Raw genomic sequence first — 21,346 nt, 5'->3', positions numbered from 1 at the left:
GAGCCTGCAATGCAAAGTAGCGTGCCTGGGATCAACAGCCCCTGGCCGGCTTGAGCATGTCTATTCCGATGGCCAGCGCCGGTGCGATCGGCTAGGGTCGCGTTCCCTCCTTGTTGCAGCCGATTCCAGGACACTGCATGACAATCTCGCTGAAGACCCAGGTCCCCGACGTCGATACCTATTTGCGCCTGCGGGTCGATTCCGGGCTGAGCGGCTACGGCAGGGACGCGGCGGAAATCGGGCTGAAGAACAGCCTGTTTTGCGTGATGCTTTATGACGGTGATGAAGCGATCGGCATGGGGCGTCTCATCGGTGACGGCGGCTGTTTTGTCCAGGTAACGGATATCGCGGTTTTGCCCGCCTACCAGGGACAGGGCCTTGGCAAGCGCATCATGGCAGCCCTGACGGCCCATATCGAAAGCGCGTTTCCGCCCTCTACCTATGTCAGCCTGATCGCCGATGTTCCGGCCAATGCGCTTTATGCCCAGTTCGGTTTTGAAGAAACCGCACCGGTTTCCCTGGGTATGGCACGCCGGGCAGGTTCCAAAAAACCGGTCTGACAGACCGGCAGCGGGAAAATATATTCCCGCTCGCAAATCGGGTCGTTTGGGCGTTTTGAGCCGCCTAGGGTCTTCTCACAACCATTGAGGAGACAACACCATGTTTCAGATCGAGCCTCTTCCCGCCACCAAGTTTGCACATTTGAGCAGCCTGAGTGATACGGAACTCGCGCAGAAGGGCATTCAGGTGCACATTTCGGACGGCGCGTTTCCCTGCCGTGTGTCACTTGCCGATGCAGCCCCGGGAACCCGGGTTTACCTGCTCAATTTCGAGCATCAACCTGGCGAAACACCCTACCGCTCCCGGCATGCGATCTTTGTCGCCGATGGCGCGAAGGAAAGCCATCCGGACCCGGACACGATCCCGGAAGTCGTGGCAAAGCGCCTGCTGTCGGCACGAGCCTTCAACCGGGCCCACGAGATGATCGACGCGGAAGTCGTTGAAGGCCGCGAGCTGGAAGGTGTCATCCGGACGTTCTTCGACAATCCGCAAGTCGACTATATTCACCTGCATTTTGCTCGCCGCGGCTGCTACGCGGCAAGGGTTTCACGCACCGCATGGACCTGATCAATAAAGCCTGAGCAAGCCTTCGGAGGTGGCTTCTTCCAGAAGCGCCTCCGGGGTCTGTTTCAGCTTGCCATGCCGGATCATCGCATCGCCGATGTCGCCCAGGTCATCAGCGTTGCGCCAGCTTTCCGGTTGCCAGATCTTCGAGCGGACCATCGCCTTCGGGCAATGCATGAATGCCCGGGTGATCTCCACTGCCAGCGCCATCGCCGGCTGTTTGCCCTCCACCTGCATCCGCTCCAGCAACCAGGCATCCCGGACGATGCGGGCTCTGCCCGACACCCTCAAGGTCTCGCCCTTGCCCGGGATCAGGAAAATAAGTCCGACGCGCGGGTCCTTCAGCAGATTGTGGTAGCTGTCGAGGCGGCGGTTTCCGGGGCGGTCGGGGATCGCCAGCACTGTGTCGCTCAAGACGGTGACAAAACCGGCCGGGTCCCCCTTGGGGCTCACATCGATCACGCCCTCCGGATCAACCGTCGCGATCAGGCAGAAGGGGGACCGTGCAATGAACTGTCTGCACAGGTCGTCCAGTGCCTTGATCTCCTTTACCCTCACCTTTTCAGGCGCGGTTCCGGCATGGGCTTCGAGCTGGTCAACCGTTGTTATCGGGTCGTTGAAATCTGAAAGTGTCGTGGGATCTTCCGGCATGGCAACCTCCCTGGATCTGCCTGCTGGCGCTTTCACCATCAAACGGCGCTGCGAACGCAAAGACAAGGCGTTTCGCTGGAATCACGGTTTTTCCAAACTGGCGCCCCGATTCTGGCTAAACTGGATCTTACCTGAGCAACATCGCACCCATCATAAAGGGATCGCATTGCCGATTTAAACTTTAACGGTAATCTTTGCGAAATACACCTCAAGGGAGATCCGGCCATGCCGACCGCAGCCAAACGCCGTGCCGCCTTCAAAGCTCTTCACGAAAAAGGGCGTGCTTTCCTGATGCCGAATCCCTTCGATATCGGCACAGCCCGCATTCTGGACGGGTTGCGGTTTGACGCGATGGCCACGTCCAGCGCCGGATATGCCTGGACGCAAGGCGTGAAGGATGCCGAAGGGCTGATCACACGTGACGATGCGCTCGGACATGCCGCCGACATCATTGCCGCGACCAGCGTGCCGGTGAACGGTGACCTGGAGAACGGGTTCGGCGACAGCCCGGACGATGTGGTGGCAACGGTCAAGGGGGCGATCGAGGTCGGCCTCGCCGGCTGCTCCATCGAGGATTACACAACCGATCCGAAACATCCCTACTACGATCTGGAGCTGGCGGTGGAGCGGATCAAGGCGGCGGTGGATGCCAAGAACCGGCTGGCGCCGGATTTCGTTCTGACTGCCCGCAGTGAAGGACCCGTCCAGACGCAGCATGAACTTGACGAGACCATCAAGCGCCTGAACGCCTTTGCAGAGGCGGGTGCCGATTGCGTCTATGCACCGGAGCTGAAGGACAAGGAACAGATTGCCGCCGTTCTGGCCGCCGTGAAAGCGCCGATGAACGTCCTGGCCGGGCGCAAGAACTTCCACCTGACCCGCAAGGAACTGGGCGACATGGGCGTTACGCGTGTCTCCATCGGGGCAGGTCTGGCACGGCTTGCCTACCGCGCCTTCATTGCTGCTGCCGAAGACATGAAAGACGGTGGCACGTTCGGCTGTTTCGACAGGACCGAAACCATGCCGGAAGGCATTCCCGATTTCGAATCCTTCATGAAAACAAGGCCCTGATCCGTAATGGACGCCTCACAGGTTTCCGAAGGCTTTGGCCTGGCGAACCCGGGTGATGCAGTCGCAATGACCGAACTCGCCCGGCGGGCCTATGCGCATTATATCCCGGTCATCAACGCCGTGCCCGTGCCAATGACCGCAGATTATGCAGCGCATATCCGGCGGGACGATGTCTGGGTGCTCCGCTCCGGCACCTCTCTTGCCGCCAGCATCGTTCTGATCCGGCATCCGGACCATCTCCTGATCGAAAGCATTGCCGTTGATCCGGAAGAGCAGGGCAAGGGCCGTGGCAGGCAGCTGCTCGACTGGGCGCGGCGGCGGGCAGCGGACCTCGGGCTGAGCGAAATCCGGCTCTATACCAACGTGCTCATGACCGAAAACCGGGCCTGGTACCAGCGTGCGGGCTTCGCGGAAACCCATGAGGAACAGCGCGGCGGCAAGCGGATCGTCCACATGCGGCTGACACTGTGACCAAGCTGCTTGCCAACTCCGGGTGCGCTGGAAAGCATTGATCCGGGGCCGGGCAGAGCCCGGCCCCGGATGTCAGCAGCTACGTAAGCCTTGGCCTTCCAGGCCCGCTACTCCGGACCCCAGGTTTTCTGCTTCTTCTGCTTCATGACGCTTCGGACCATCTTGCCGAATGCCCGGTCCTTGGACCTGCGCTCCGCCAGACTTGCAGAGTTGAAGGCTTCTTCCGCCTTCAGCTTTCGCCACCTGTTCAGCCGGCCAGGTTCCAGGGCGCCCTCCTCCAGCGCGGCCTGAACGGCGCAACCGGGCTCCGTCTCGTGCCGGCAGTCATTGAAACGGCAACGGGATGCCAGTTCGTTCAGATCCGAGAACAGATCATCGATACCGGCTGCCACATCCGTCAGCTGCAGTTCACGCATGCCCGGTGTATCCAGCACCAGACAGCCGCCTGGAACCACGTGAAGTTGCCGGTGGGTCGTCGTGTGACGGCCCTTGGCATCGTCTTCGCGAATAGCCTGAGTGGCTATGTCCTCGGTGCCGGAAAGCGCGTTGGTAAGCGTCGACTTGCCGACGCCCGAAGAGCCAAGGAAGGCAACTGTTTTGCCCGGCTTGCACCAGGCCGCGAGTTTCAGGCCCGGCTCATCGCCGCGCGCGTCCAGCGTCACGACCGGAACCGAGTTCGAAATCGTCCGAGCCTGATCGACATAGTTTTCCGGATCGCTCGCCAGATCCGACTTGGTCAGGACGATCACCGGATCGATACCCGCCTCGAAAGCAAGGGCGATGTACCGCTCCAGCCGGGCGATATTGAAGTCGTGATTGCAGGATGACACCACGAACACCGTGTCGATGTTGGCTGCGATCAGCTGGATCTGTCGATCGGTTCCGGGTGCACGGCGCTTGAGCAGGCTCTGTCGCTCCAGCACCCGGCTTGACGGCGGATGAGCGCGGTTCAGCAGCAACCAGTCGCCTACCGTGGCGTTCCTGACAGGCAGGATCACTTCGTCAAGCCCTTCGCCGACCACGTGAAACGCGTTTCGATGGACCTCGACAACACGGACGGGCGGTGATGCCGTCAGCTCGTCGGAGCTGATCTGTTGTGCAAAATAGGGCCGCCAGCCAAGTGAAAGAAGTCGTGAAGTGTTTTTGTCCGGCCCATCGTTTTTAGGGCGTGCGGGAAAGAAGTCGGAATAGTTCCGTACCATTGGATTGTCTCGTGAATTAAACACACGTCATCAGGCGCCCGCCAAGGCACCGGTTCATGTATTCAAGGCTCTCTGATCTTCAGAGAGCCTGCTCACGCAATCTCTGACATCCAATCTCCATGGGACGCACCTCGAAGGTGCCCGTTTTAAGTAGTCGCAAAGACGCCCCGATACAAGCATCCCGCAAATGTGACCAGGCTTATTCCGGCCGCTCGCCGACATAGGCAGCCCGAGGCCGGATCTGTTCCGGCGCCGCGTATTGCTCCAGTGCATGAGCGATCCATCCGGTCATGCGGGCAGCGCAGAAGATGATCTTGCCGGCGTCCTTCGGCAGGTCATAGGTCTTTTGTGTAGCCGCCAGGGCAAGATCGATGTTCGGCGCCTCGCCGAACAGGTCACGCGCGACCGTAATCAAACCCGGCAGACGCTGAACGAAGGGGTGTGCGGGCTCGCTGCGGTAAAGCACGTCGAGCAGGCAAGCGGCGCGCGGATCCGGACCCCGGTAGATTGTGTGACCGAAGCCGGGCAGGGGCTCGCCCCGGCTCAACCGGTCCGAAAGCAGGGTTTCTATATCGGTGTCCGGCCCGACATCGGACAGCCATGCCGTTGTCCTGTCGGATGCAGCACCGTGGCGCGGACCGGCAAAGGCCCCCAGACCGGAAATGAGCGCCGCGTGAAGGGGCGCCCGGGTGGAGGCAGCGCAGCGCGTCGCGAAGGCACTGGTGTTGAGCTCGTGATCGGCACACAGGATCAGCGCCGCCCGGATCACGTTCTTCGCCGAAGACGACACGCCGAAAGCATTGGCAATCTGCGTGTGGATCGGCACGTCGACCGGATCTGCGTTGAGAAGAGCTGCAACCGCGTAGCGCAGCAGGGCAGCGCCTTTCACCTGCAGAAGCTTGGGTGCCTGGGTGTAGGCCGCCTTGTCCTGCAGCGGCCAGGCGGCAAGCGCGACCATCAGCCGGTCCAGCGGCGCAAGTCCTTCCGGCAGGTTGGGCGGGGGCAATGGAGCGCTTTCGGCAAACGGGTCTTCCTGCGACGCCCAGAGCAGGGTCGCCACGGTTTCAAGCGTGGAAGTTTGCGCCAGATCGACCGCCGGCCGGCCACGATAGACCGGACCGGCTTCCGAAATCAGCGTCAGTTCGGTTTCCAGCACCGGGTCGCCGGTCAAGGGCCGAGCACCGGAGTAGTCGTCGGCAGCCTTGCGGCCTTTCATGCGGCGCACATCCACCGCGTCGTAGCGGCGCTGCTTGCCCGGACCGGCAACGGAATTGATCAGCCCCCGGCTGACGTAGGCGTAGAGAGTCGCCGGCTGAACACCAAGTTCGGCAGCGGCTTCTCGGGCGGACAGGTAGATCGGCTTGCTCATACATTGATTTTAATTATCAACATTGATCAATGCAATCTTCTCTTTCTATCTGACCGGGAAAGAAAAGGAGATAGCCATGACCGAAGCGCCGAACCCCGCCCGGATGACGCCGGACCCGATTGCCGGTTTGGAGGGCGTTGTTGCCGCCACCACCATGCTCAGCCATGTCGACGGCCAAAAGGGTGTCCTCATCCTCTATGGCCGCCATATCGAAGACCTGGCCGGCAAGCTGAGCTTCGAGGAGGCCGTCCGGCATCTGTGGCAGGATTTCCAGATGCCTGAGGCCTCGTCCCTGCGTGAGGCTTTCGGTGAAGCCCGGCGGGCCGCCTTTGCCGTCATGCCGGTTCTTGAAGCTGCCCCTTCCAGCCTCGGCGTTTATGAACGCATGCAGCTGGGCCTGGCTGCCTTGCCGATGTCCACCGGCCTGCCCGACGCGATTGCGATCAGCGGCGCATTGCCCGTCTTTCTGGCTGCGTCTCACCGGATTGCCAGGGGACAGACGCCGATCGCACCGGACAGCACTCTGGAGACCGCAACCGATCTTCTGCGCATGCTGACCGGCGAGCTGCCACCTGCCGACCATGCCGCCGCGCTCAATCGCTATCTGGTGACAATCCTGGATCACGGGCTGAACGCTTCCACCTTCACGGCGCGCGTGATCGGCTCGACCCAGGCGAACCTGAAACAGGCCGTTCTTGGTGCGATGGGCGCCCTCAGCGGGCCGCTGCATGGCGGCGCGCCAGGCCCTGTGCTGGACATGATCGATGCTATCGGCAGTCCGGAAAACGCAGCTGCCTGGATTGGCGAAGCCTTGGCACGCAAGGAGCGGCTAATGGGATTCGGTCACCGGATCTACAGGACAAGGGATCCGCGCGCGGACGTCCTGAAGGCAGGGCTGCGTCTGCTTGGGCCTGAGAACCCGAAAGTGCGCCTGGCGGAGGAGATCGAACAGGCAGCGCTTGCCGCATTGAAAACTGCCAAGCCCGACCGGCCGCTGGAAACCAACGTGGAGTTCTATACCGCCGTCCTGCTGGACGCGATCGGCATCGACCGGACCCTGTTCACGCCGCTGTTTGCCGTCGGCCGGACACCGGGCTGGTGCGCCCATGTTCTGGAACAGCAGGAAACCGGCAAGTTGATCCGGCCATCGTCGCATTATGTCGGGCCGAGCCCCGCATGACGGAGACCGGCTGAAAGCCTGTTACCGTGAGATACCCAGCCCGGAAGGCGGATCATCCGCCTTCCGGGTTCGTGTGTTCAGCCGGTAGACCATGTCGCGCACCCACATGTGCAGCGGTGCGCGGTGGTTGAGCGTGGTCCACACGAGGCTGATCGTCACCGACGTTTCAACCGGGCAGGGAACCACATGAAGTCCATCCGCAACTGATCTGGACAGTCGTTCCGGCACCGTGGCGACGAGGTTCGATCCGGCGACCAGACGCTCCAGCCCGGCCGGGCTCGGCACGCGCAGGGCGACTTTCAAGTCCTTGTTCATGCGCTCAAGCTCGATGATGTAGCGCGACCGCCATTGGCCGCCGTAGGTGACAAGCACGTGGTCGAGATCCAGATAATCGTCCAGGCTCAGTGCCGCTCCGGCTTTCGGGTGCTCCGGATCAAGTAGGCAGACGTAGCGATCCTGATAGAGGTCGCGCCTGTAGAAATGCGGGTCCGACCGTTCGAACGGACCAAGCAGGAGATCCGCCTCATTGCGCAGCAGGCGCTCGTGACCGATCCCCGACGCATCGATGATCTCCAGGTCCAGGTTGGGCGCTTCGCGCTTCAGAAAATGAACGATTTCCGGAATGATCAGCACGCGTTCATAGAAGTTGCAGGCGATGGTGAAGGTCTGAGCCGCCGTCTTCGGATCGAAATCCGGCGGAGCGACCAGTTGCCGGAACTCGGCCGTCAACCGTTTGGCCTGATGGACGATATCTTCGCAGCGTTGTGTCGGGTGGAGCCGACGTGCTTGGCGGACGAACAGCGGATCCTGAAACACGTCCCGTAGCTTGTTGATCGTGTAGCTGACCGCTGACTGATTGACGCCGAGTTCTTCCGCCGCACGCGTGAACGAACGGAGTTGGTGCACCCAGACCAGGACCTGCAGCGCCCGAAAATCGACTTCCAACGGATCGCCCGGCATCGGCAATTTCCTCCCGAATCCGGCAAGAACACTCGCCACGATTTGTAAAATCAAAAAATTCGATGACAACTATAAAGTCAATCGTATTGCCTGATTTTATTCTGCCCGCTTAACCTGCCGTCAGTGCCGGATTTGGGAGGAGAAGGCAGATGGCGGTCGCACCTGTCGACGAAACGCTGACGCTTGCGGACCTGACGCGCGACCCCTATCCGATCTACAAGCGGATGCGGGCCGAAACGCCGATCGTTCAGGTTCCGGCGGCAAACCGTATCTTTCTGACCAAGGCGAAACACACCAAGATGGTGAAGGACGATCCCGAGCTTTACAGTTCGGACGATCCTGTCACACCGATGCGGCGCGCCTTTCTGGCCCACACACTGATGCGCAAGGACGGAGAGGAACACCGACGCGAGCGCATGGCCATGCAGCCGGCTTTCTCGCCCAAGGTCATCAAGACAGACTGGGCCGATCTCTACCGCAAGATTGCCGCGGAGTATCTCGACCGGCTCCCACGAGGCGAAACGGTCGACCTTTTCACTGACCTGTGCGGACCGGTGGCGGCACGGATCCTCGCGCACATCCTGGGTCTCGACGAAGTCGGCGACGCCGACATGCAGCGCTGGTCGCAGGTGCTGATCGACGGCGCCGGCAATTTCGGCTTCGCGGATGAACCGTTTGCCCGGTCCGATGCGGCCAATGCCGAAATGGATGCCTTGTTCGACAGCCTGATTGCCCGGCATCTGGCAGAGCCCAACAACTCCGCGTTCTCCGTCATGCTGAATGCCCGCGACCCGATCCCCAGAAGCCAGATCTACGCCAACATCAAGATTGCCATCGGCGGCGGTATCAACGAGCCGCGCGATGCGCTGGCAACCATCATCTATGGCCTGCTGACCAATCCGGACCAGCTTGAGGAAGTGAAGCGGCAGGACGCCTGGGCGGATGCATTCGAGGAAGGTGTCCGCTGGGTCGCGCCGATCCAGGCGTCGTCTCGCCGGGCGACGCGGGATCTGGAAATCGACGGCATCGACATTCCCGAAGGCGTGACGCTGATGACCATCCAGGCCTCGGCCAATCGCGACGAGGATCTCTATGAGGACGGCGAATCCTTCAACGTCTTTCGAAAGAAAGCGCCGCATCAGGCCTTCGGCAGCGGCCCGCACCATTGTGCCGGCGCCCATATCTCGCGGCGGACTGTCGGGGAAATCATGCTGCCGATGCTGTTCGAACGGTTCCCCGGCATGACGCTGGACAAGCCCGAAGACGTTGTCTGGAGCGGTTTCGGTTTCCGTGGCCCCCTGAACCTGCCCGTCAAACTGAGCTGACAAAAAGAAACCAACCGGGCCGGGTTAGAGCCGGCTGAAAGGAAAACCGCATGGTGCAGATCATCTTCGTCCAGCCGAACGGCAGCCGGAAGACCATAGATGCGAGCGAAGGGGCGAGCGTCATGGAAACGGCTGTCAGCCACGGGGTTGATGGCATCTTTGCCGAATGCGGCGGCGCCATGATGTGCGCCACCTGCCATTGCTACGTGGACGAGGCGTGGAGCGACAGGACCGGCGCGCGCACGGACGGCGAGGAAATCATGCTGGAATGCGCGGCCGCCGACTTGCGCGAAACATCCCGCCTGTCCTGCCAGATCAGGCTGACCGGTGCGCTCGACGGACTGGTGGTGCATCTGCCGGACGAGCAGGCGTGAGGAAACGATTTCGAACAAGGGAGGAAACCATGTCGAAGTACCGGATGATGAGATCGGTGGCCGCAGGTGCGCTCACCGTGGGAGCGGTTGCCATGGCCGCGCTTTCACTGAGCCTTACGGCGGGCCAGGCCGTGGCAGCGGAGGTCACGCTGCGGCTGCACCAGATGCTGCCGGCGCAAGCCAGTGTGCCGAAGAACATCCTTGAACCGTGGATGGCCAGGATCGAGGAAGAATCGGGCGGGCGGATCGAGTTCCAGCATTTCCCCGCCATGCAGCTTGGCGGCAAGCCGCCGGAACTGGTCGACCAGGCCATCGACGGCATCGCCGACATCGTCTGGACCTTGCCTGGCTATACGCCCGGCCGCTTTCCAAGGACGGAAGTCTTCGAACTGCCCTTCGTCATGACCAATGCCGAGGCCGTGTCGCGTGCCTTCTGGCAACTGGCGGAAGAAACCATGCTGGACCAGGACTTCAAGGACATGAAGGTTCTGGGGCTCTGGGTGCATGGACCCGGGCTGATCCACTCCAAGGACCCGATCGACTCGCTCGACGACCTGAACGGCGTGAAGCTGCGGGCGCCGACGCGGGTGACCAACGACATGTTCAGTTCACTCGGGGCAACACCTGTCGGCATGCCTGTGCCGGCGGTTCCGGAAGCCCTGTCCAAGGGCGTTATCGATGCCACCGTGGTGCCGTGGGAGGTGACCGGCGCGCTCAAGATCAACGAACTCGTCAGCAACCACACGGACTTCGGTGACGATGCTCTTTACACGGCAACCTTCGTGCTGGGCATGAACCGGGCGGCCTATGACGGACTGCCCGACGACCTGAAGGCGATCATCGACAAGAATTCCGGTCTTGAACTGTCCGGATTCGCAGGTGGTCAGATGCAGCGGGACGATGCCAAGCCTCGCGACGAAGCGATCGAGAAGGGGGCGACGATGATTGTCCTTCCACCGGAAGAAGTTGCCCGCTGGAAGGAAGCCTCGGCACCGACGATTGAAAAATGGGTGGCCGAAATGGACGAAAAAGGCATGGACGGCACAGGGCTTTACAATCGCGCCATCGAGCTGATCGAGGAGAACACCGGGAAATAGCCGGCAGGGGTGGTGTGCGGCTCCCCCACAGGGCTGCGTGCCTTTAGGCTCGCTTCGCGGCTTGCCTATTCGACGGCCGCGCGGCATGTGCCGGTTATTCAGGGCGTCCCGTGATCTGTGGTCACGGGACGCCCGATTTTCTTCACGCCGTTTTGCCGGTCATCCCGCCATCTGCGCTTCGCGAACGGCGTATTCGATCTCCTGAACGAGGCCGTCCTCCAGACCAAGCCGGGCAGCGAGCATCTGCAGGTAAGCCTTTTCCGCCGGGTGATCCGGATCGATGGCAAGACGCGACGCGGCGTAGATTTCGGCCGCAGTCTCCTCACAGGTTGCACTGGCCACGACCTTGTCCAGATCAAGCGGCGAGCGCAATTCGTCCATCAGGAACGCCTTCGCCTCGCTGTCCAGTCCGGCCTCGTCGATCTTGTCGAAAATCCGGTCCTGTTCGTCGCGATCAATATGACCGTCGGCCTTTGCGGCGGAGATCATTGCCGTCAGCAAAGCGATTGCGGCCTGATGTTCGCCGCCCGGATGCTCGCACGGATCGAAGGCGGTGCCGCGCGGTGCTTCCAGCGGGATCGGATCATCGGCCGGATACTGTGGGCGCGGTGCGTTCTGCTGGTTGGCCTTGTGGCCCTGGTAGGCCTTGTAGGCAAGGCCGGCAACCAGTGCGAGGCCGCCGTAGGTGACTGCCTTCTTGCCGAGCTTGCGTCCGCTCTTGCTGCCAAGCATGAGACCGGCCAGGCTGCCGAGTGCCAGACCGCCACCCTGGGACGACAGAAAATCCTTGCCCTGGGACAGGAGATCACCGGATCCACCCTTGCGGGCAGTCCCGCGCTGGCCGGATTGACCACCGCCCTGGGTCCCCAGAAACTGATCCAGCAAGGATTTTGCGTCGAACATATTCGGCTCCTTAAAATTGCCGCGTGAAGCGGCTTAAATCACGGTTGCACTATCAAATGGGATTTTCTGCAAGGGACGCAAGTTTGCGTTACACTCGGTCACACTTCTCCAATCCACAATGCTTGTCTTCCAGGCAACAACGAGAACAATCTTGAACTTCCTCGCCTCAGTCCGCAGTCTTTCCCTACGATGCTGCCTCATCGCCGGGACTTTGGGGAGCGGGAGTGCGCATGCCCTGTCGCTGAACGACGAGGCCGATACCTACCGCAAGATCTGGCAGGAGGATCTGCTGAGCGCCTATTCGCGCACGCTTGCCGATGCAGGCGAAAGCACGACCGGCAATCTTTATGCCTTCAACATCAAGGGCTGCTCGCGTGAAGACGCGCCTGGAAGCCTGTTGTACATCCATGCGATCCAGGACCGCGGCCAGCCGCGCGGCAGCGAGTTTCCGACCTATGTCTTCACCTCGGGAACAAGGCAGGACAAACCGGAACTCGCATTCAAGACCTTTGCGGGAAAACGGATCTATCTCTCCGACACGATCACCTGTGAACCGGAGCGATGTCTTCTCTCCGGCAAGACCGGGTTTTCAGATGTCTGCCTGGCGGATCCATACGGCAATCCGGCACCGGATCTCAAAGGCCTGCGCAAGGATTTCTGGACCGATCTCATGGGCTGGCTGGGGCTTTGAACGGTCATTTCAGCGGCAGCAGATTGTCGTCCTTCAAGGTTTCCATGGCAATGGACGAACGCACATGATGGACCGCCTCCTGGGGCAGTAGCTCGTCGTTGATGATGTGGCTGAGCGCCTTCAGGTCCGGCACCACGATCTTCAGCATGTAATCGACATCGCCGGTCAGCGTGTGGGCCTCCTGCACTTCCGGCATGGCGGTCACCATGTTGCGGAACTTGCGGGCGTTTTCCCTGGAATGCGCGCCAAGTGTCACGCCGACATAGGCCGTCACCATCAGCCCCAGGGCTTCCGGATCCAGTGCCGCCCGGTACCGGCGGATGATACCCGCTTCTTCCAGTTTCTGCCGCCGCCTGGAAACCTGGCTTGCGGACAGGCCGATCACGTCACCCAACTCGGCGTTGGTGAGGGCGGCATTGTTCTGCAAGGCGGCGAGCAGCTTCACATCAAAGCCATCCAGCGCAATCGTCATGCGTTACTCCGTAATATCCTGCATGTTTCGTGCATCATCTTACGCGAAAACACGTGGATTGCACACACACTGCGCGCCCCTCACGGCATTCTGGCTGCAATGACCCGTTTTACCGAGGAGGACTTTCATGGGACCGTTCCCGCACGACGCGCCGCCGGCACAGATCACGTCTGAAAATCCGGCAGGGACCGATGGCTTCGAATTTGTCGAATTCGCCCATCCGGAACCGGAAAAGCTGGACGAACTGTTCCGCAAGATGGGCTACCTCCCCGTTGCAAAGCACAAGAGCAAGAACATCACGCTCTATCGCCAGGGTGACGTCACATACGTGCTGAATGCCGAACCGGGCAGCTTCGGCATGAAGTTCGTGGACACGCACGGCCCGTGCGCGCCTGCCATGGCCTGGCGCGTCGTCGATGCGCAAAAGGCGTTCGAGCATGCAGTTGCCAAAGGCGCGACGCCATATGAAGGCGACGACAAGACCCTGGACGTTCCGGCAATTGTCGGCATCGGCGGCTCGCTGCTTTATTTCGTGGATACCTACGGCGCCAAAGGCTCGGCCTATTCCAGGGAATTCAACTGGCTGGGCGAGTTCGACCCCAAGCCGCAGGGCGTCGGCTTCTACTATCTCGACCACCTCACCCACAACGTCTATCGCGGCAACATGGACAAGTGGTGGGACTTCTACCGCGACCTGTTCAACTTCAAACAGATCCATTTCTTCGACATCGACGGGCGGATCACCGGTCTCGTCAGCCGTGCGATCACCAGCCCTTGCGGCAAGATCCGTATTCCGCTGAACGAATCCAAGGACGATACCAGCCAGATCGAGGAATACCTGAAGAAGTACAACGGCGAAGGCATCCAGCACATTGCTGTCGGCACGGACAACATCTACCAGAGCACGGACCTTCTGGCGGACAACGGCCTGAAATTCATGCCCGGCCCGCCGGAAACCTATTACGAGATGTCCCATGCCCGGGTGAACGGCCATGACGAGCCGATCGAGCGGATGAAGCGCCACGGCATCCTGATCGATGGTGAGGGTGTGATCGACGGCGGCATGACCAAGATCCTGCTGCAGATCTTCTCCAAGACCGTGATCGGCCCGATCTTCTTCGAGTTCATCCAGCGCAAGGGTGACGAAGGATTTGGCGAAGGCAATTTCCGCGCCCTGTTCGAATCGATCGAGGAAGACCAGATCCGCCGCGGCGTCATCAAGACTGAAGCAGCCGAATAATCCCACTTGCAGGTTGCTTCTGAAAGGCCGCTGTCCTTCGGGAAAGCGGCCTTTGTTTTGCCCTGCGGGCCAGATTATTCTTTTTCCAATGCAGCAAAGCCCGGACCCGGCTCAGGACTTGATCTTGTTTGCACGGCCCGAGGGAGTGGCCGCCCTGCCAAGCGACATGCCCCAGGGGAACACGAAAAGTCACGCCATTTCCGGGTGTTGCGCCTCGCTGACAGCGCGATCCGGGGTTTCAGCGGGTATCAATGGAAAAAAATCTTGAGCGTCCTTGGCCGGATTAATCCCGTATTTTCAATACGATAACGACAGCCTGAAGTAGAAGCTTGAAAAATTTCACGTGAATCACGTTTTTCCAAGGAACGATTCCATGTGGAACGGGTTTTACATACAGAGGCTGCCGAGTAGGCCCTCTGTTGCATTGTCTAAGCACAAACTCTTTATACCTCCGCACCCCCATGCGGAGGTTTTTTTTGCCTTGGCGCGGGCTGTGCGCGCGACCTCCGCATGCGGGTATTCCCGTTCGAACCGACAGACATCAGACAGCGTTCATGTTCGCCATGACCGCCTTTGCACCGATTTGCTTCAGGAAGGCCTGCGGGTCGAATGCAACCTTGCGGTATTCATCTGCAATCCGGGCCTTTGCCTCCAGAAAGACCTCTTCGTTCTGCCATTCGACAAAGGTGACGAATTTTGCCATCCCCTCGCCGGAAGGCTGCTCAAGCACAAGGTTCTGGCGGCACCCTTCGATGTTCTGAAGCAGGCCGCGAATGACATTGAGCCGTTCCAGCAGAACGTCTCGCGCCTCAAGCGGCACTTCAAAGCGGTCGACGCGGTAGATAGGCCGGGATTCCGTGTCCGATTTCATGCCTTTTCTCCTTGGGATTTGAAAGGAGAGAAAGCTCTACAACCTCAACTTAAATTGAGGTCAAGCGGATATTCGAATAGGCTGGCGGGAAGGGCTGCTCAGCCCTTCACCTTCGCTTCCAGCACGTCCCAGACCATGCCAGCCACATCCGGTCCGCCGAGATTGCGGATGGCGCGGATGCCTGTGGGGGCGGTGACGTTGATTTCTGTCAGGTTGCCGTCGATGACATCGATCCCCACCAGGATCAGGCCCTTCTCCTTCAGCGAAGGCCCGAGGCGCGCACAGATCTCGCGTTCGCGCTCGGTCAGCTCACTGTCGGTCGGCGCACCGCCCCGCACCATGTTGGAGCGCAGGTCGCCCGCGGCCGGAACGCGGTTGACCGCACCGGCGAACTGGCCATCAACCAGCAGGATGCGCTTGTCGCCGTGCTTCACATTGGGCAGAAACTGCTGGATGACCCAGGGCTCGCGGAAGGTCGCGGCAAAGAAGTCGTAGAGCGAGCCGTAGTTGAGGTCGTCCTGGGTGATGCGGAAGACGGCCGCGCCACCATGGCCGAACAGCGGTTTCATGACGATGTCGCCGTATTCCTTCCGGAACAGATCGATTTCCGACTTGTCCTTGGTGATCAGGGTCGGCGGCATCAGGTCGGCGAATTCGGTCACGAACAGCTTTTCCGGCGCGTTGCGAACGGCTGCAGGATCGTTGACCACCAGAGTGTCCGGATGGATCTTTTCCAGAATATGGGTCGCGGCGATGTAGGAGAGGTCAAACGGCGGATCCTGGCGCATCAGCACCACGTCCATCTCGCGCATGTTGAACCGGCTCTTTTCACCCAATGTGAAGTGGTCACCCTTCACATCGCGCACTTCGATCGGCTCCAGTGCGCAGAACACTTCGTCACCGCGCATCGCCAGACGGTCCGGCGTGTAGTGATAAAGTTCGTGTCCGCGAGACTGTGCTTCCAGCATCATTGCGAAGGCGCTGTCGCCGGCAATGTTGATGGACGAAACATGGTCCATCTGGACCGCAACTTTCAAAGCCATGAGGCAACTCCCGGCGGGCGGCGCCGCTTGAGCGCCTTTGGGATTTTCAGAACGATTGGTCCAGATATGCGGTGCGCAGTCGGCTTTGTCCAGAGGGGGAGGTCAGAAGGATCCGAGTTCGGTTCCTGTGGCTCCGGGCACCGGCAAATGAGGTGAAGTCTCTCGGCCATAGTCAGCGTCACCCCGGCGACCGACGGGAGACCCGGGGGCCTGCTCGTTTCAAGAGCGCTCCCAAGGTGACGCAAACATTCGGGACATTGAGACCACTGTGAGCAAGCAGGTCAGCGAGCAAGCCCCGGATCTGCGCTGCGTTTGTCCGGCGCGACGCCGAAGGTGAATTTTCTCGGCAGCCAAAAAATTGCGTCCCGAACTACTCCCAGGCCTGAAACGCATTCACGATCCGCTCGGGCAAGGCGCGGGGCCGGACGACGATAATATCGAAGCGCAGGGTGAAAAACCCGGCCTTCGGGTGTTCCGTGACGAAGATCTTCGCGGCACGCGAGATGCGCTTCTGGCTGGCGGGCGTGACGGCTTCCAGCGCCGCCTGTCGCGATTTGCGGGCCTTGACCTCAATGAAGGCGACTGTCTTGCGCCGTTTGGCGATGAGATCGATCTCGCCAGCCTTTGTCTTGTAGCGGCGCTTAAGAATGCGCCAGCCGGTGAGGCGCAGGTACCAGGCGGCAAGGGTTTCGGCAGAAAGGCCCAGGGCATGTGCCCGGCGGCGGCGATCGGTTTCTGCCGGTTGCCTTTCCGCTCCGCCGGGACGACGTGCCATCAGGCGTCGTCCGCCTTCAGTTCCAGCGCGCGCTTATAGACCTCGTTGCGGTCAAGCCCCGTCGCTTTCGAGATTTTCTTGGCCGCGGCACTGACCGGCATTTCGGTGAGCGCCTCACTCAGCAAGGCATCCAGATCGTCCACCTCGGCTTCCGGCTTGTCTTCCGGCGGACCGACAAGAATGACGATTTCACCCTTGACCTGCCGGCCCTCGAACCGGGTGCTCAGGTCTTCCAGAGTGCCACGCTCGAAGGTTTCGAACCGCTTGGTCAGCTCACGCGCGACGACGGCTTCGCGGCCAGGGCCGAGCAGTTCCGCCATCAGCGCCAGGGTCGCGGCGGTGCGGTGGGGCGATTCAAAGAAAATCAGCGTCGAAGGCACCTTGGCCAGCTCTTCCAGCCGCCGGGACTTCGGGCCTCCCTTTTGAGGCAGGAAGCCGGCGAAAAGCACCGTGTCGCTCGGCAGACCCGCGGCGACAAGGCCAGCCAGCGGCGCCGACGCACCGGGGATCGGGATGACTTTATGCCCTTCTGCGACCACATCACGCACCAGCCGGTAGCCCGGGTCGGAAACAAGAGGCGTGCCAGCATCGGACACCAGCGCCACGGCGCGGCCTTCCGCCAGAGCTTCCAGGATCTTTGGCCGCTGCTTGTCGGCATTGTGTTCGTGATAGGGGAGAAGCGGCGTCTTCAGCGAAAACCGCTGGGTGAGCGTTGCCGTGACCCGCGTATCCTCGCAAGCGATTACGCTTGCTGAAGCAAGCGTTTCCAGGGCCCTGACGGTGATATCGCCGAGGTTGCCGATCGGCGTGGACACGATGTAGAGCGCGGGTTCCAGATTGGGTGCAGTGAAGACATGTTCGGAGAGGCTGTAGCGGTTCTTGTCCGCAGCCGGCCCGGCTGTTTCCTTGACCATGTTGCCTTTCCTCTTGTCCGCCGCGAATTGCAGCATCGGCCCCGTTTGCGCCCTTGCGCTAGCCTTTCAATACAACCGATGCAAGGCAAATCCACCGTTGATCGGGCCGATATGCCATTGAAAGGCCACTAAATCTTTACAGGCCTGTAGCGAATACGTAAGTCTTTCCCAAAGGGTGAACCAACAAATATGGCAAGTGCAAGACGGGGCGACATCGTGCAACAGCACAGACGTGTTTTCTTGAAAACGGCGCTGGCTGGAGCCAGCACGATGTTGCTGGGTGGCTGCATGGGGTCCACGCTCGGCTCTCTGCCGGGTGACCAGATCCAGCCTAGTGCCCAGCCGCAACCGACTGGTGAAATCATCGGAACGGGCGGGGTGCGCATCGGATTGCTGTTGCCATTGGCAAGCTCCGACGGCAATGCCTCCATCGGTACGGTATTCAAGAACGCCGCCTCTCTGGCGCTGCAGAACTTCCCGAGCGCGGATGTGCAGTTGCTGGTGAAAGATACCGGCGGCACGTCCGAAGGCGGACGCGCGGCAGCGCAGGCTGCCATTTCGGAAGGCGCGGAACTGATCCTTGGCCCGGTGTTCTCACCTGCGGTATCCGGCGCTGCGCAGGCTGCGCGGGCAACCGGCGTTCCGGTCATTGCCTTCTCCACCGACACCTCCGTCGCATCCCGGGGCGTCTATCTGCTCAGCTTCCTGCCGGAAAGCGACGTGAAACGGGTCGTTGGCTATGCCAACAGCCAGAAAAGACATTCCTATACCGCCCTGATCCCCGAAGGCTCCTATGGTGCCATCGTCGAGGCGGCGTTCCGCCAGGAAGTCGGCCGCGGAGCAGGCAGGATCGCATCGATCCAGCGCTATTCCATGAACGGATCGGACACATCCGATCTCGTCGCCAAGACCACGGCGCTGAAATCGGTTCTGAACAATGCAGACGCCCTGTTCGTACCGGCCGGCGGCGGTGTGCCGGCGGTTGTCGTGCAGACCCTGGTCAGCCAGGGCGCCAATCTGGGCAATGTGAAATTGCTCGGGACCGGACAGTGGGACTCTCCCCAGGTCAAGAACAACCCGGTGCTTGCCGGTGCCTGGTTCGCCGGGCCGGAGGACAAGGGTTTCCTGGCCTTTGCCCAACGCTACCAGAGCATCTATGGCTCCGCGCCGCCGCGCAATGCCAGCCTGGTCTATGATGGTGTCACGCTGGCCGCAGGCCTGATCCGCTCCGCCGGACAGCAGCGCTTCCAGCAGAACATCATCACCAACCGCGATGGCTTCATCGGCATTGACGGATTGTTCCGCTTCCAATCCAATGGCCTCAACCAGCGGGGCCTTGCCGTCTACCAGATCACCGGGCAGGGCACACAGGTGATTTCTCCGGCACCACGGGATTTCCGCACCGGATTCTGATCTTATCCGCCGACACCCTAGGAGTGCTGAGTTAAGATGCTGAGCGGCAAACAGATCGTCCTGATCATCAGCGGCGGTATCGCTGCCTACAAGTCCCTTGACCTGATCCGCAGGCTGAAGGAACGCGGCGCCCGGGTGATCCCGGTGATGACGAAAGGCGCGCAAGAATTCATCACGCCTCTGGCTGCCGGGGCTCTGGCCGCGGAAACCGTCTTCACCGACCTGTTCGACCGGCAGGCCGAGCACGACGTCGGCCACATCCGCCTGGCCCGCGACCATGACCTGATCCTGATAGCGCCTGCCACCGCCGATCTGATGGCCAAGATGGCCCACGGGATTGCCGACGATCTGGCGACAGCGGTTCTGTTGGCAACCGACAAGCCTGTTCTGGTTGCCCCTGCCATGAACCCGAAGATGTGGCAGCATGAAGCGACCAAGCGTAACCGGACGATACTCAAGGCGCGTGGCATTGCCTTTTGCGGCCCAGCATCCGGCGAAATGGCGGAAAGGGGCGAAGCCGGCACCGGCCGGATGAGCGAGCCGCTGGAGATCGTGGCAGCTGCCGAGGCGGTGCTGCGGGATGAGGCGATCAAGGCGGACAGCCTGCCGCTTGCCGGAAAACATGTTCTGATTACCTCAGGCCCGACCCATGAGCCGATCGACCCCGTCCGCTACATTGCCAACCGGTCTTCCGGCAAGCAGGGCCATGCGCTGGCCCGCGCCGCCTATGAAGCGGGCGCTCGGGTAACGCTGGTATCCGGCCCGGTAACACTGCCGGATCCGGCCAATATCCATGTCATCCACGTGGAGTCCGCTTCCGCGATGTTGAAGGCGGTGGAAGGCAATCTGCCGGCGGATATCGCCATCATGGCCGCCGCCGTCGCCGACTGGCGTGTCGCGAGCGAGGGGGCCCAGAAGATCAAGAAGGATGGCACCGGCAAACCGCCCGCGCTGGAGCTGACGGAAAACCCGGACATTCTGGCGACTGTCGGTCATCATCCGGACCTGAGGCCAAAGTTGCTGATCGGCTTTGCCGCCGAGACGCAAAACCTGATCGACAATGCCCGTGGCAAGCTGGAACGCAAGAAGGCCGACTGGATCATCGCGAACGACGTCAGTCCGCAGACAGGCATCATGGGCGGCGACGCCAACACCATTCGCGTCGTCAGCCGTGACGGCGTCGAAGACTGGCCGGAAATGGACAAAGGTGAGGTTGCCCGCAGGATCATCGCCCGCGCAGCCGAGGCGCTCGGCTCGGACTGAGCCGAGCCAAACAGTTTCACAAACGTACGCGATGAAGGACTGGCGTTTCTGACCGGCAGCTTTCTGCCTTGTTTCACCGAAACCGTTCTGCAGGCCTGCGCCCCTGCCGGAGCAGGGGCGGTCGATGGGGCTGGTCAGGCTGCGAAGCGGAAGTAGCTCATGCTGATGGAGCCGTACTCGTAGCTTCTATGGAGAAGCTGGGCCTTTGCATCCGTTCCGCCTGCGCCAAAGGCGAAGAACAGCGGCAGAAGGTGCTCGTCCGTCGGGTGGTTGCGGCGAAAGTTCGGAGCGCTCTGGATATCGTCGAAATATCCGATCGATCCGGACTTGAGGCCATCGTCCAGCCAGCGGTCGAAATCAGACGCCCACACAGGCGTTGGCGAGCCTTGCGGCCCGAATTCACGCAGGTTGTGCGTGGTGCTGCCGGACCCTGCCAGCAACACGCCCTTGTCCTTGAGCGGTGCCAGCGCCTGGCCGAGCGCATAGACGGATGCGGGCGTGCTGCCGTGCGGCAGCGACATCGCCACGACCGGAATGTCGGCATCCGGATAGGCAAGCGACAGCGGCACCCAGGCCCCGTGATCAAGCCCCCAGTGACTGTCGAGTTCCACATCGTGGCCGGCAGCTTCCAGGAGGCGTGCCGCTTCGTCGACGTGATCCACATCGGCCTTTGCGGGATAGGAGATCTCGTAGAGCGGGCGCGGGAAACCGCGGAAGTCATGATAGGTCCGCAGCGGTCCCGGCGCCGACAGCTTCAAACCGTCTGTTTCCCAATGCGCGGACAGGATCAGGATTGCCTTGGGGCGTGGCTGGCTTGCGGCAAAACTCTTCAGGAACCGGCTGGCAGCGGTGTCTTCAAGTGCCAGGGTTGGCGCACCGTGAGCAAAAAAGACGGGCGAAATACGGTTTGGTGTAGCCGTCATGGGACCACTCCTC

Annotated in this window: 24 protein-coding genes; 13 read left to right on the top strand and 11 right to left on the bottom strand. The window is 61.1% G+C overall.

Annotated elements, in window-relative coordinates:
• The first annotated feature begins 137 nt into the window (after window positions 1-137).
• Both ACVDG9_RS26100 and ACVDG9_RS26095 read left to right on the top strand, forming a co-directional pair.
• Window positions 138-560 carry a GNAT family N-acetyltransferase gene (locus ACVDG9_RS26100; RefSeq protein ID WP_447239349.1) on the top strand — a complete coding sequence of 141 codons (423 nt, stop codon included), beginning with the start codon at window positions 138-140 and terminating at the stop codon, window positions 558-560.
• 100 nt (window positions 561-660) lie between these two features.
• Window positions 661-1,128 carry a DUF1203 domain-containing protein gene (locus tag ACVDG9_RS26095; RefSeq protein WP_447239348.1) on the top strand — a complete coding sequence of 156 codons (468 nt, stop codon included), beginning with the start codon at window positions 661-663 and terminating at the stop codon, window positions 1,126-1,128.
• On the opposite strand, the gene ACVDG9_RS26090 is transcribed toward ACVDG9_RS26095, so the two are convergent.
• Window positions 1,129-1,776 (bottom strand): pyridoxamine 5'-phosphate oxidase family protein, encoded by a 648-nt coding sequence (locus ACVDG9_RS26090; RefSeq protein ID WP_208997801.1) that lies wholly within the window; start codon window positions 1,774-1,776, stop codon window positions 1,129-1,131. It lies immediately after the preceding gene.
• On the opposite strand from ACVDG9_RS26090, the gene ACVDG9_RS26085 reads away from it, so the two are divergent.
• From ACVDG9_RS26085 to ACVDG9_RS26075, 3 genes are read left to right on the top strand one after another with little or no spacing between them, the layout of a single operon-like run.
• Window positions 1,775-1,954 (top strand): hypothetical protein, encoded by a 180-nt coding sequence (locus tag ACVDG9_RS26085; RefSeq protein ID WP_162493103.1) that lies wholly within the window; start codon window positions 1,775-1,777, stop codon window positions 1,952-1,954. The genes ACVDG9_RS26090 and ACVDG9_RS26085 overlap by 2 nt on opposite strands.
• A gap of 47 nt (window positions 1,955-2,001) precedes the next feature.
• Entirely contained in the window at window positions 2,002-2,847 is an 846-nt protein-coding gene (locus tag ACVDG9_RS26080; protein WP_075284142.1) for an isocitrate lyase/PEP mutase family protein, read from the top strand.
• A gap of 6 nt (window positions 2,848-2,853) precedes the next feature.
• Window positions 2,854-3,318 carry a GNAT family N-acetyltransferase gene (locus ACVDG9_RS26075; RefSeq protein ID WP_447239347.1) on the top strand — a complete coding sequence of 155 codons (465 nt, stop codon included), beginning with the start codon at window positions 2,854-2,856 and terminating at the stop codon, window positions 3,316-3,318.
• Between the two features lie 107 nt (window positions 3,319-3,425).
• Here ACVDG9_RS26075 and rsgA read toward each other — a convergent pair whose 3' ends face one another.
• Together rsgA and ACVDG9_RS26065 are read right to left on the bottom strand one after the other, a co-directional pair.
• A complete protein-coding gene (gene rsgA / locus ACVDG9_RS26070; RefSeq protein WP_447239346.1) occupies window positions 3,426-4,520 on the bottom strand; it encodes a ribosome small subunit-dependent GTPase A in 1,095 nt (364 codons plus the stop codon).
• 199 nt (window positions 4,521-4,719) lie between these two features.
• Complete coding sequence (locus ACVDG9_RS26065; RefSeq protein ID WP_075284145.1) at window positions 4,720-5,889, bottom strand: citrate/2-methylcitrate synthase; 1,170 nt, start codon at window positions 5,887-5,889, stop codon at window positions 4,720-4,722.
• Between the two features lie 76 nt (window positions 5,890-5,965).
• On the opposite strand from ACVDG9_RS26065, the gene ACVDG9_RS26060 reads away from it, so the two are divergent.
• Window positions 5,966-7,069, top strand: coding sequence for a citrate synthase/methylcitrate synthase (locus tag ACVDG9_RS26060; RefSeq protein WP_055660578.1), 1,104 nt, complete (start codon window positions 5,966-5,968; stop codon window positions 7,067-7,069).
• Window positions 7,070-7,090: 21 nt separating this feature from the next.
• On the opposite strand, the gene ACVDG9_RS26055 is transcribed toward ACVDG9_RS26060, so the two are convergent.
• Window positions 7,091-8,029 carry a LysR family transcriptional regulator gene (locus ACVDG9_RS26055; RefSeq protein ID WP_055660383.1) on the bottom strand — a complete coding sequence of 313 codons (939 nt, stop codon included), beginning with the start codon at window positions 8,027-8,029 and terminating at the stop codon, window positions 7,091-7,093.
• Between the two features lie 149 nt (window positions 8,030-8,178).
• Between ACVDG9_RS26055 and ACVDG9_RS26050 the strand changes: the two genes are divergently transcribed.
• From ACVDG9_RS26050 to ACVDG9_RS26040, 3 genes are read left to right on the top strand one after another with little or no spacing between them, the layout of a single operon-like run.
• Complete coding sequence (locus ACVDG9_RS26050; protein WP_447239345.1) at window positions 8,179-9,354, top strand: cytochrome P450; 1,176 nt, start codon at window positions 8,179-8,181, stop codon at window positions 9,352-9,354.
• A gap of 50 nt (window positions 9,355-9,404) precedes the next feature.
• Window positions 9,405-9,728 (top strand): 2Fe-2S iron-sulfur cluster-binding protein, encoded by a 324-nt coding sequence (locus ACVDG9_RS26045; RefSeq protein ID WP_447239344.1) that lies wholly within the window; start codon window positions 9,405-9,407, stop codon window positions 9,726-9,728.
• A 29-nt stretch (window positions 9,729-9,757) separates the two neighbouring features.
• Window positions 9,758-10,825 (top strand): TRAP transporter substrate-binding protein, encoded by a 1,068-nt coding sequence (locus ACVDG9_RS26040; protein WP_447239343.1) that lies wholly within the window; start codon window positions 9,758-9,760, stop codon window positions 10,823-10,825.
• Window positions 10,826-10,984: 159 nt separating this feature from the next.
• Here the strand turns inward: ACVDG9_RS26040 and ACVDG9_RS26035 are convergent, their stop codons facing one another.
• The gene (locus ACVDG9_RS26035; protein WP_023002329.1) at window positions 10,985-11,728 is read right to left on the bottom strand and encodes a tellurite resistance TerB family protein; all 744 of its coding nucleotides are present in this window, start codon (window positions 11,726-11,728) and stop codon (window positions 10,985-10,987) included.
• 151 nt (window positions 11,729-11,879) lie between these two features.
• On the opposite strand from ACVDG9_RS26035, the gene ACVDG9_RS26030 reads away from it, so the two are divergent.
• Entirely contained in the window at window positions 11,880-12,419 is a 540-nt protein-coding gene (locus ACVDG9_RS26030) for a hypothetical protein (protein ID WP_145903837.1), read from the top strand.
• Window positions 12,420-12,423: 4 nt separating this feature from the next.
• Here ACVDG9_RS26030 and ACVDG9_RS26025 read toward each other — a convergent pair whose 3' ends face one another.
• The gene (locus ACVDG9_RS26025; RefSeq protein WP_023002331.1) at window positions 12,424-12,891 is read right to left on the bottom strand and encodes an Lrp/AsnC family transcriptional regulator; all 468 of its coding nucleotides are present in this window, start codon (window positions 12,889-12,891) and stop codon (window positions 12,424-12,426) included.
• Window positions 12,892-13,018: 127 nt separating this feature from the next.
• On the opposite strand from ACVDG9_RS26025, the gene hppD reads away from it, so the two are divergent.
• The gene (gene hppD / locus ACVDG9_RS26020; protein ID WP_023002332.1) at window positions 13,019-14,131 is read left to right on the top strand and encodes a 4-hydroxyphenylpyruvate dioxygenase; all 1,113 of its coding nucleotides are present in this window, start codon (window positions 13,019-13,021) and stop codon (window positions 14,129-14,131) included.
• 541 nt (window positions 14,132-14,672) lie between these two features.
• On the opposite strand, the gene ACVDG9_RS26015 is transcribed toward hppD, so the two are convergent.
• The 4 genes from ACVDG9_RS26015 to rsmI all read right to left on the bottom strand — a co-directional run bounded on the left by ACVDG9_RS26015 (window position 14,673) and on the right by rsmI (window position 17,734).
• Window positions 14,673-15,002, bottom strand: coding sequence for an antibiotic biosynthesis monooxygenase family protein (locus ACVDG9_RS26015; RefSeq protein WP_023002333.1), 330 nt, complete (start codon window positions 15,000-15,002; stop codon window positions 14,673-14,675).
• 98 nt (window positions 15,003-15,100) lie between these two features.
• The gene (gene gshB, locus ACVDG9_RS26010) at window positions 15,101-16,045 is read right to left on the bottom strand and encodes a glutathione synthase (protein ID WP_023002334.1); all 945 of its coding nucleotides are present in this window, start codon (window positions 16,043-16,045) and stop codon (window positions 15,101-15,103) included.
• Between the two features lie 370 nt (window positions 16,046-16,415).
• Complete coding sequence (locus ACVDG9_RS26005) at window positions 16,416-16,820, bottom strand: YraN family protein (protein WP_447239342.1); 405 nt, start codon at window positions 16,818-16,820, stop codon at window positions 16,416-16,418.
• Window positions 16,820-17,734, bottom strand: coding sequence for a 16S rRNA (cytidine(1402)-2'-O)-methyltransferase (gene rsmI / locus ACVDG9_RS26000; protein ID WP_447239341.1), 915 nt, complete (start codon window positions 17,732-17,734; stop codon window positions 16,820-16,822). The genes ACVDG9_RS26005 and rsmI overlap by 1 nt, the downstream gene beginning before the upstream one ends.
• Before the next feature lie 189 nt (window positions 17,735-17,923).
• Between rsmI and ACVDG9_RS25995 the strand changes: the two genes are divergently transcribed.
• Entirely contained in the window at window positions 17,924-19,147 is a 1,224-nt protein-coding gene (locus ACVDG9_RS25995; RefSeq protein ID WP_023014453.1) for a penicillin-binding protein activator, read from the top strand.
• 36 nt (window positions 19,148-19,183) lie between these two features.
• The gene (gene coaBC / locus ACVDG9_RS25990) at window positions 19,184-20,410 is read left to right on the top strand and encodes a bifunctional phosphopantothenoylcysteine decarboxylase/phosphopantothenate--cysteine ligase CoaBC (RefSeq protein WP_447239340.1); all 1,227 of its coding nucleotides are present in this window, start codon (window positions 19,184-19,186) and stop codon (window positions 20,408-20,410) included.
• Window positions 20,411-20,544: 134 nt separating this feature from the next.
• Here coaBC and ACVDG9_RS25985 read toward each other — a convergent pair whose 3' ends face one another.
• On the bottom strand, window positions 20,545-21,333 hold the full coding sequence (locus tag ACVDG9_RS25985; RefSeq protein ID WP_023002340.1) for a DODA-type extradiol aromatic ring-opening family dioxygenase: 789 nt from the start codon (window positions 21,331-21,333) through the stop codon (window positions 20,545-20,547).
• Window positions 21,334-21,346 lie beyond the last annotated feature (13 nt).

Source organism: Roseibium sp. RP-7 (genome assembly GCF_053005225.1).
The sequence above is the reverse complement of the archived record's forward strand: the minus strand, read 5'-3'. Positions and strand labels throughout refer to the sequence as shown.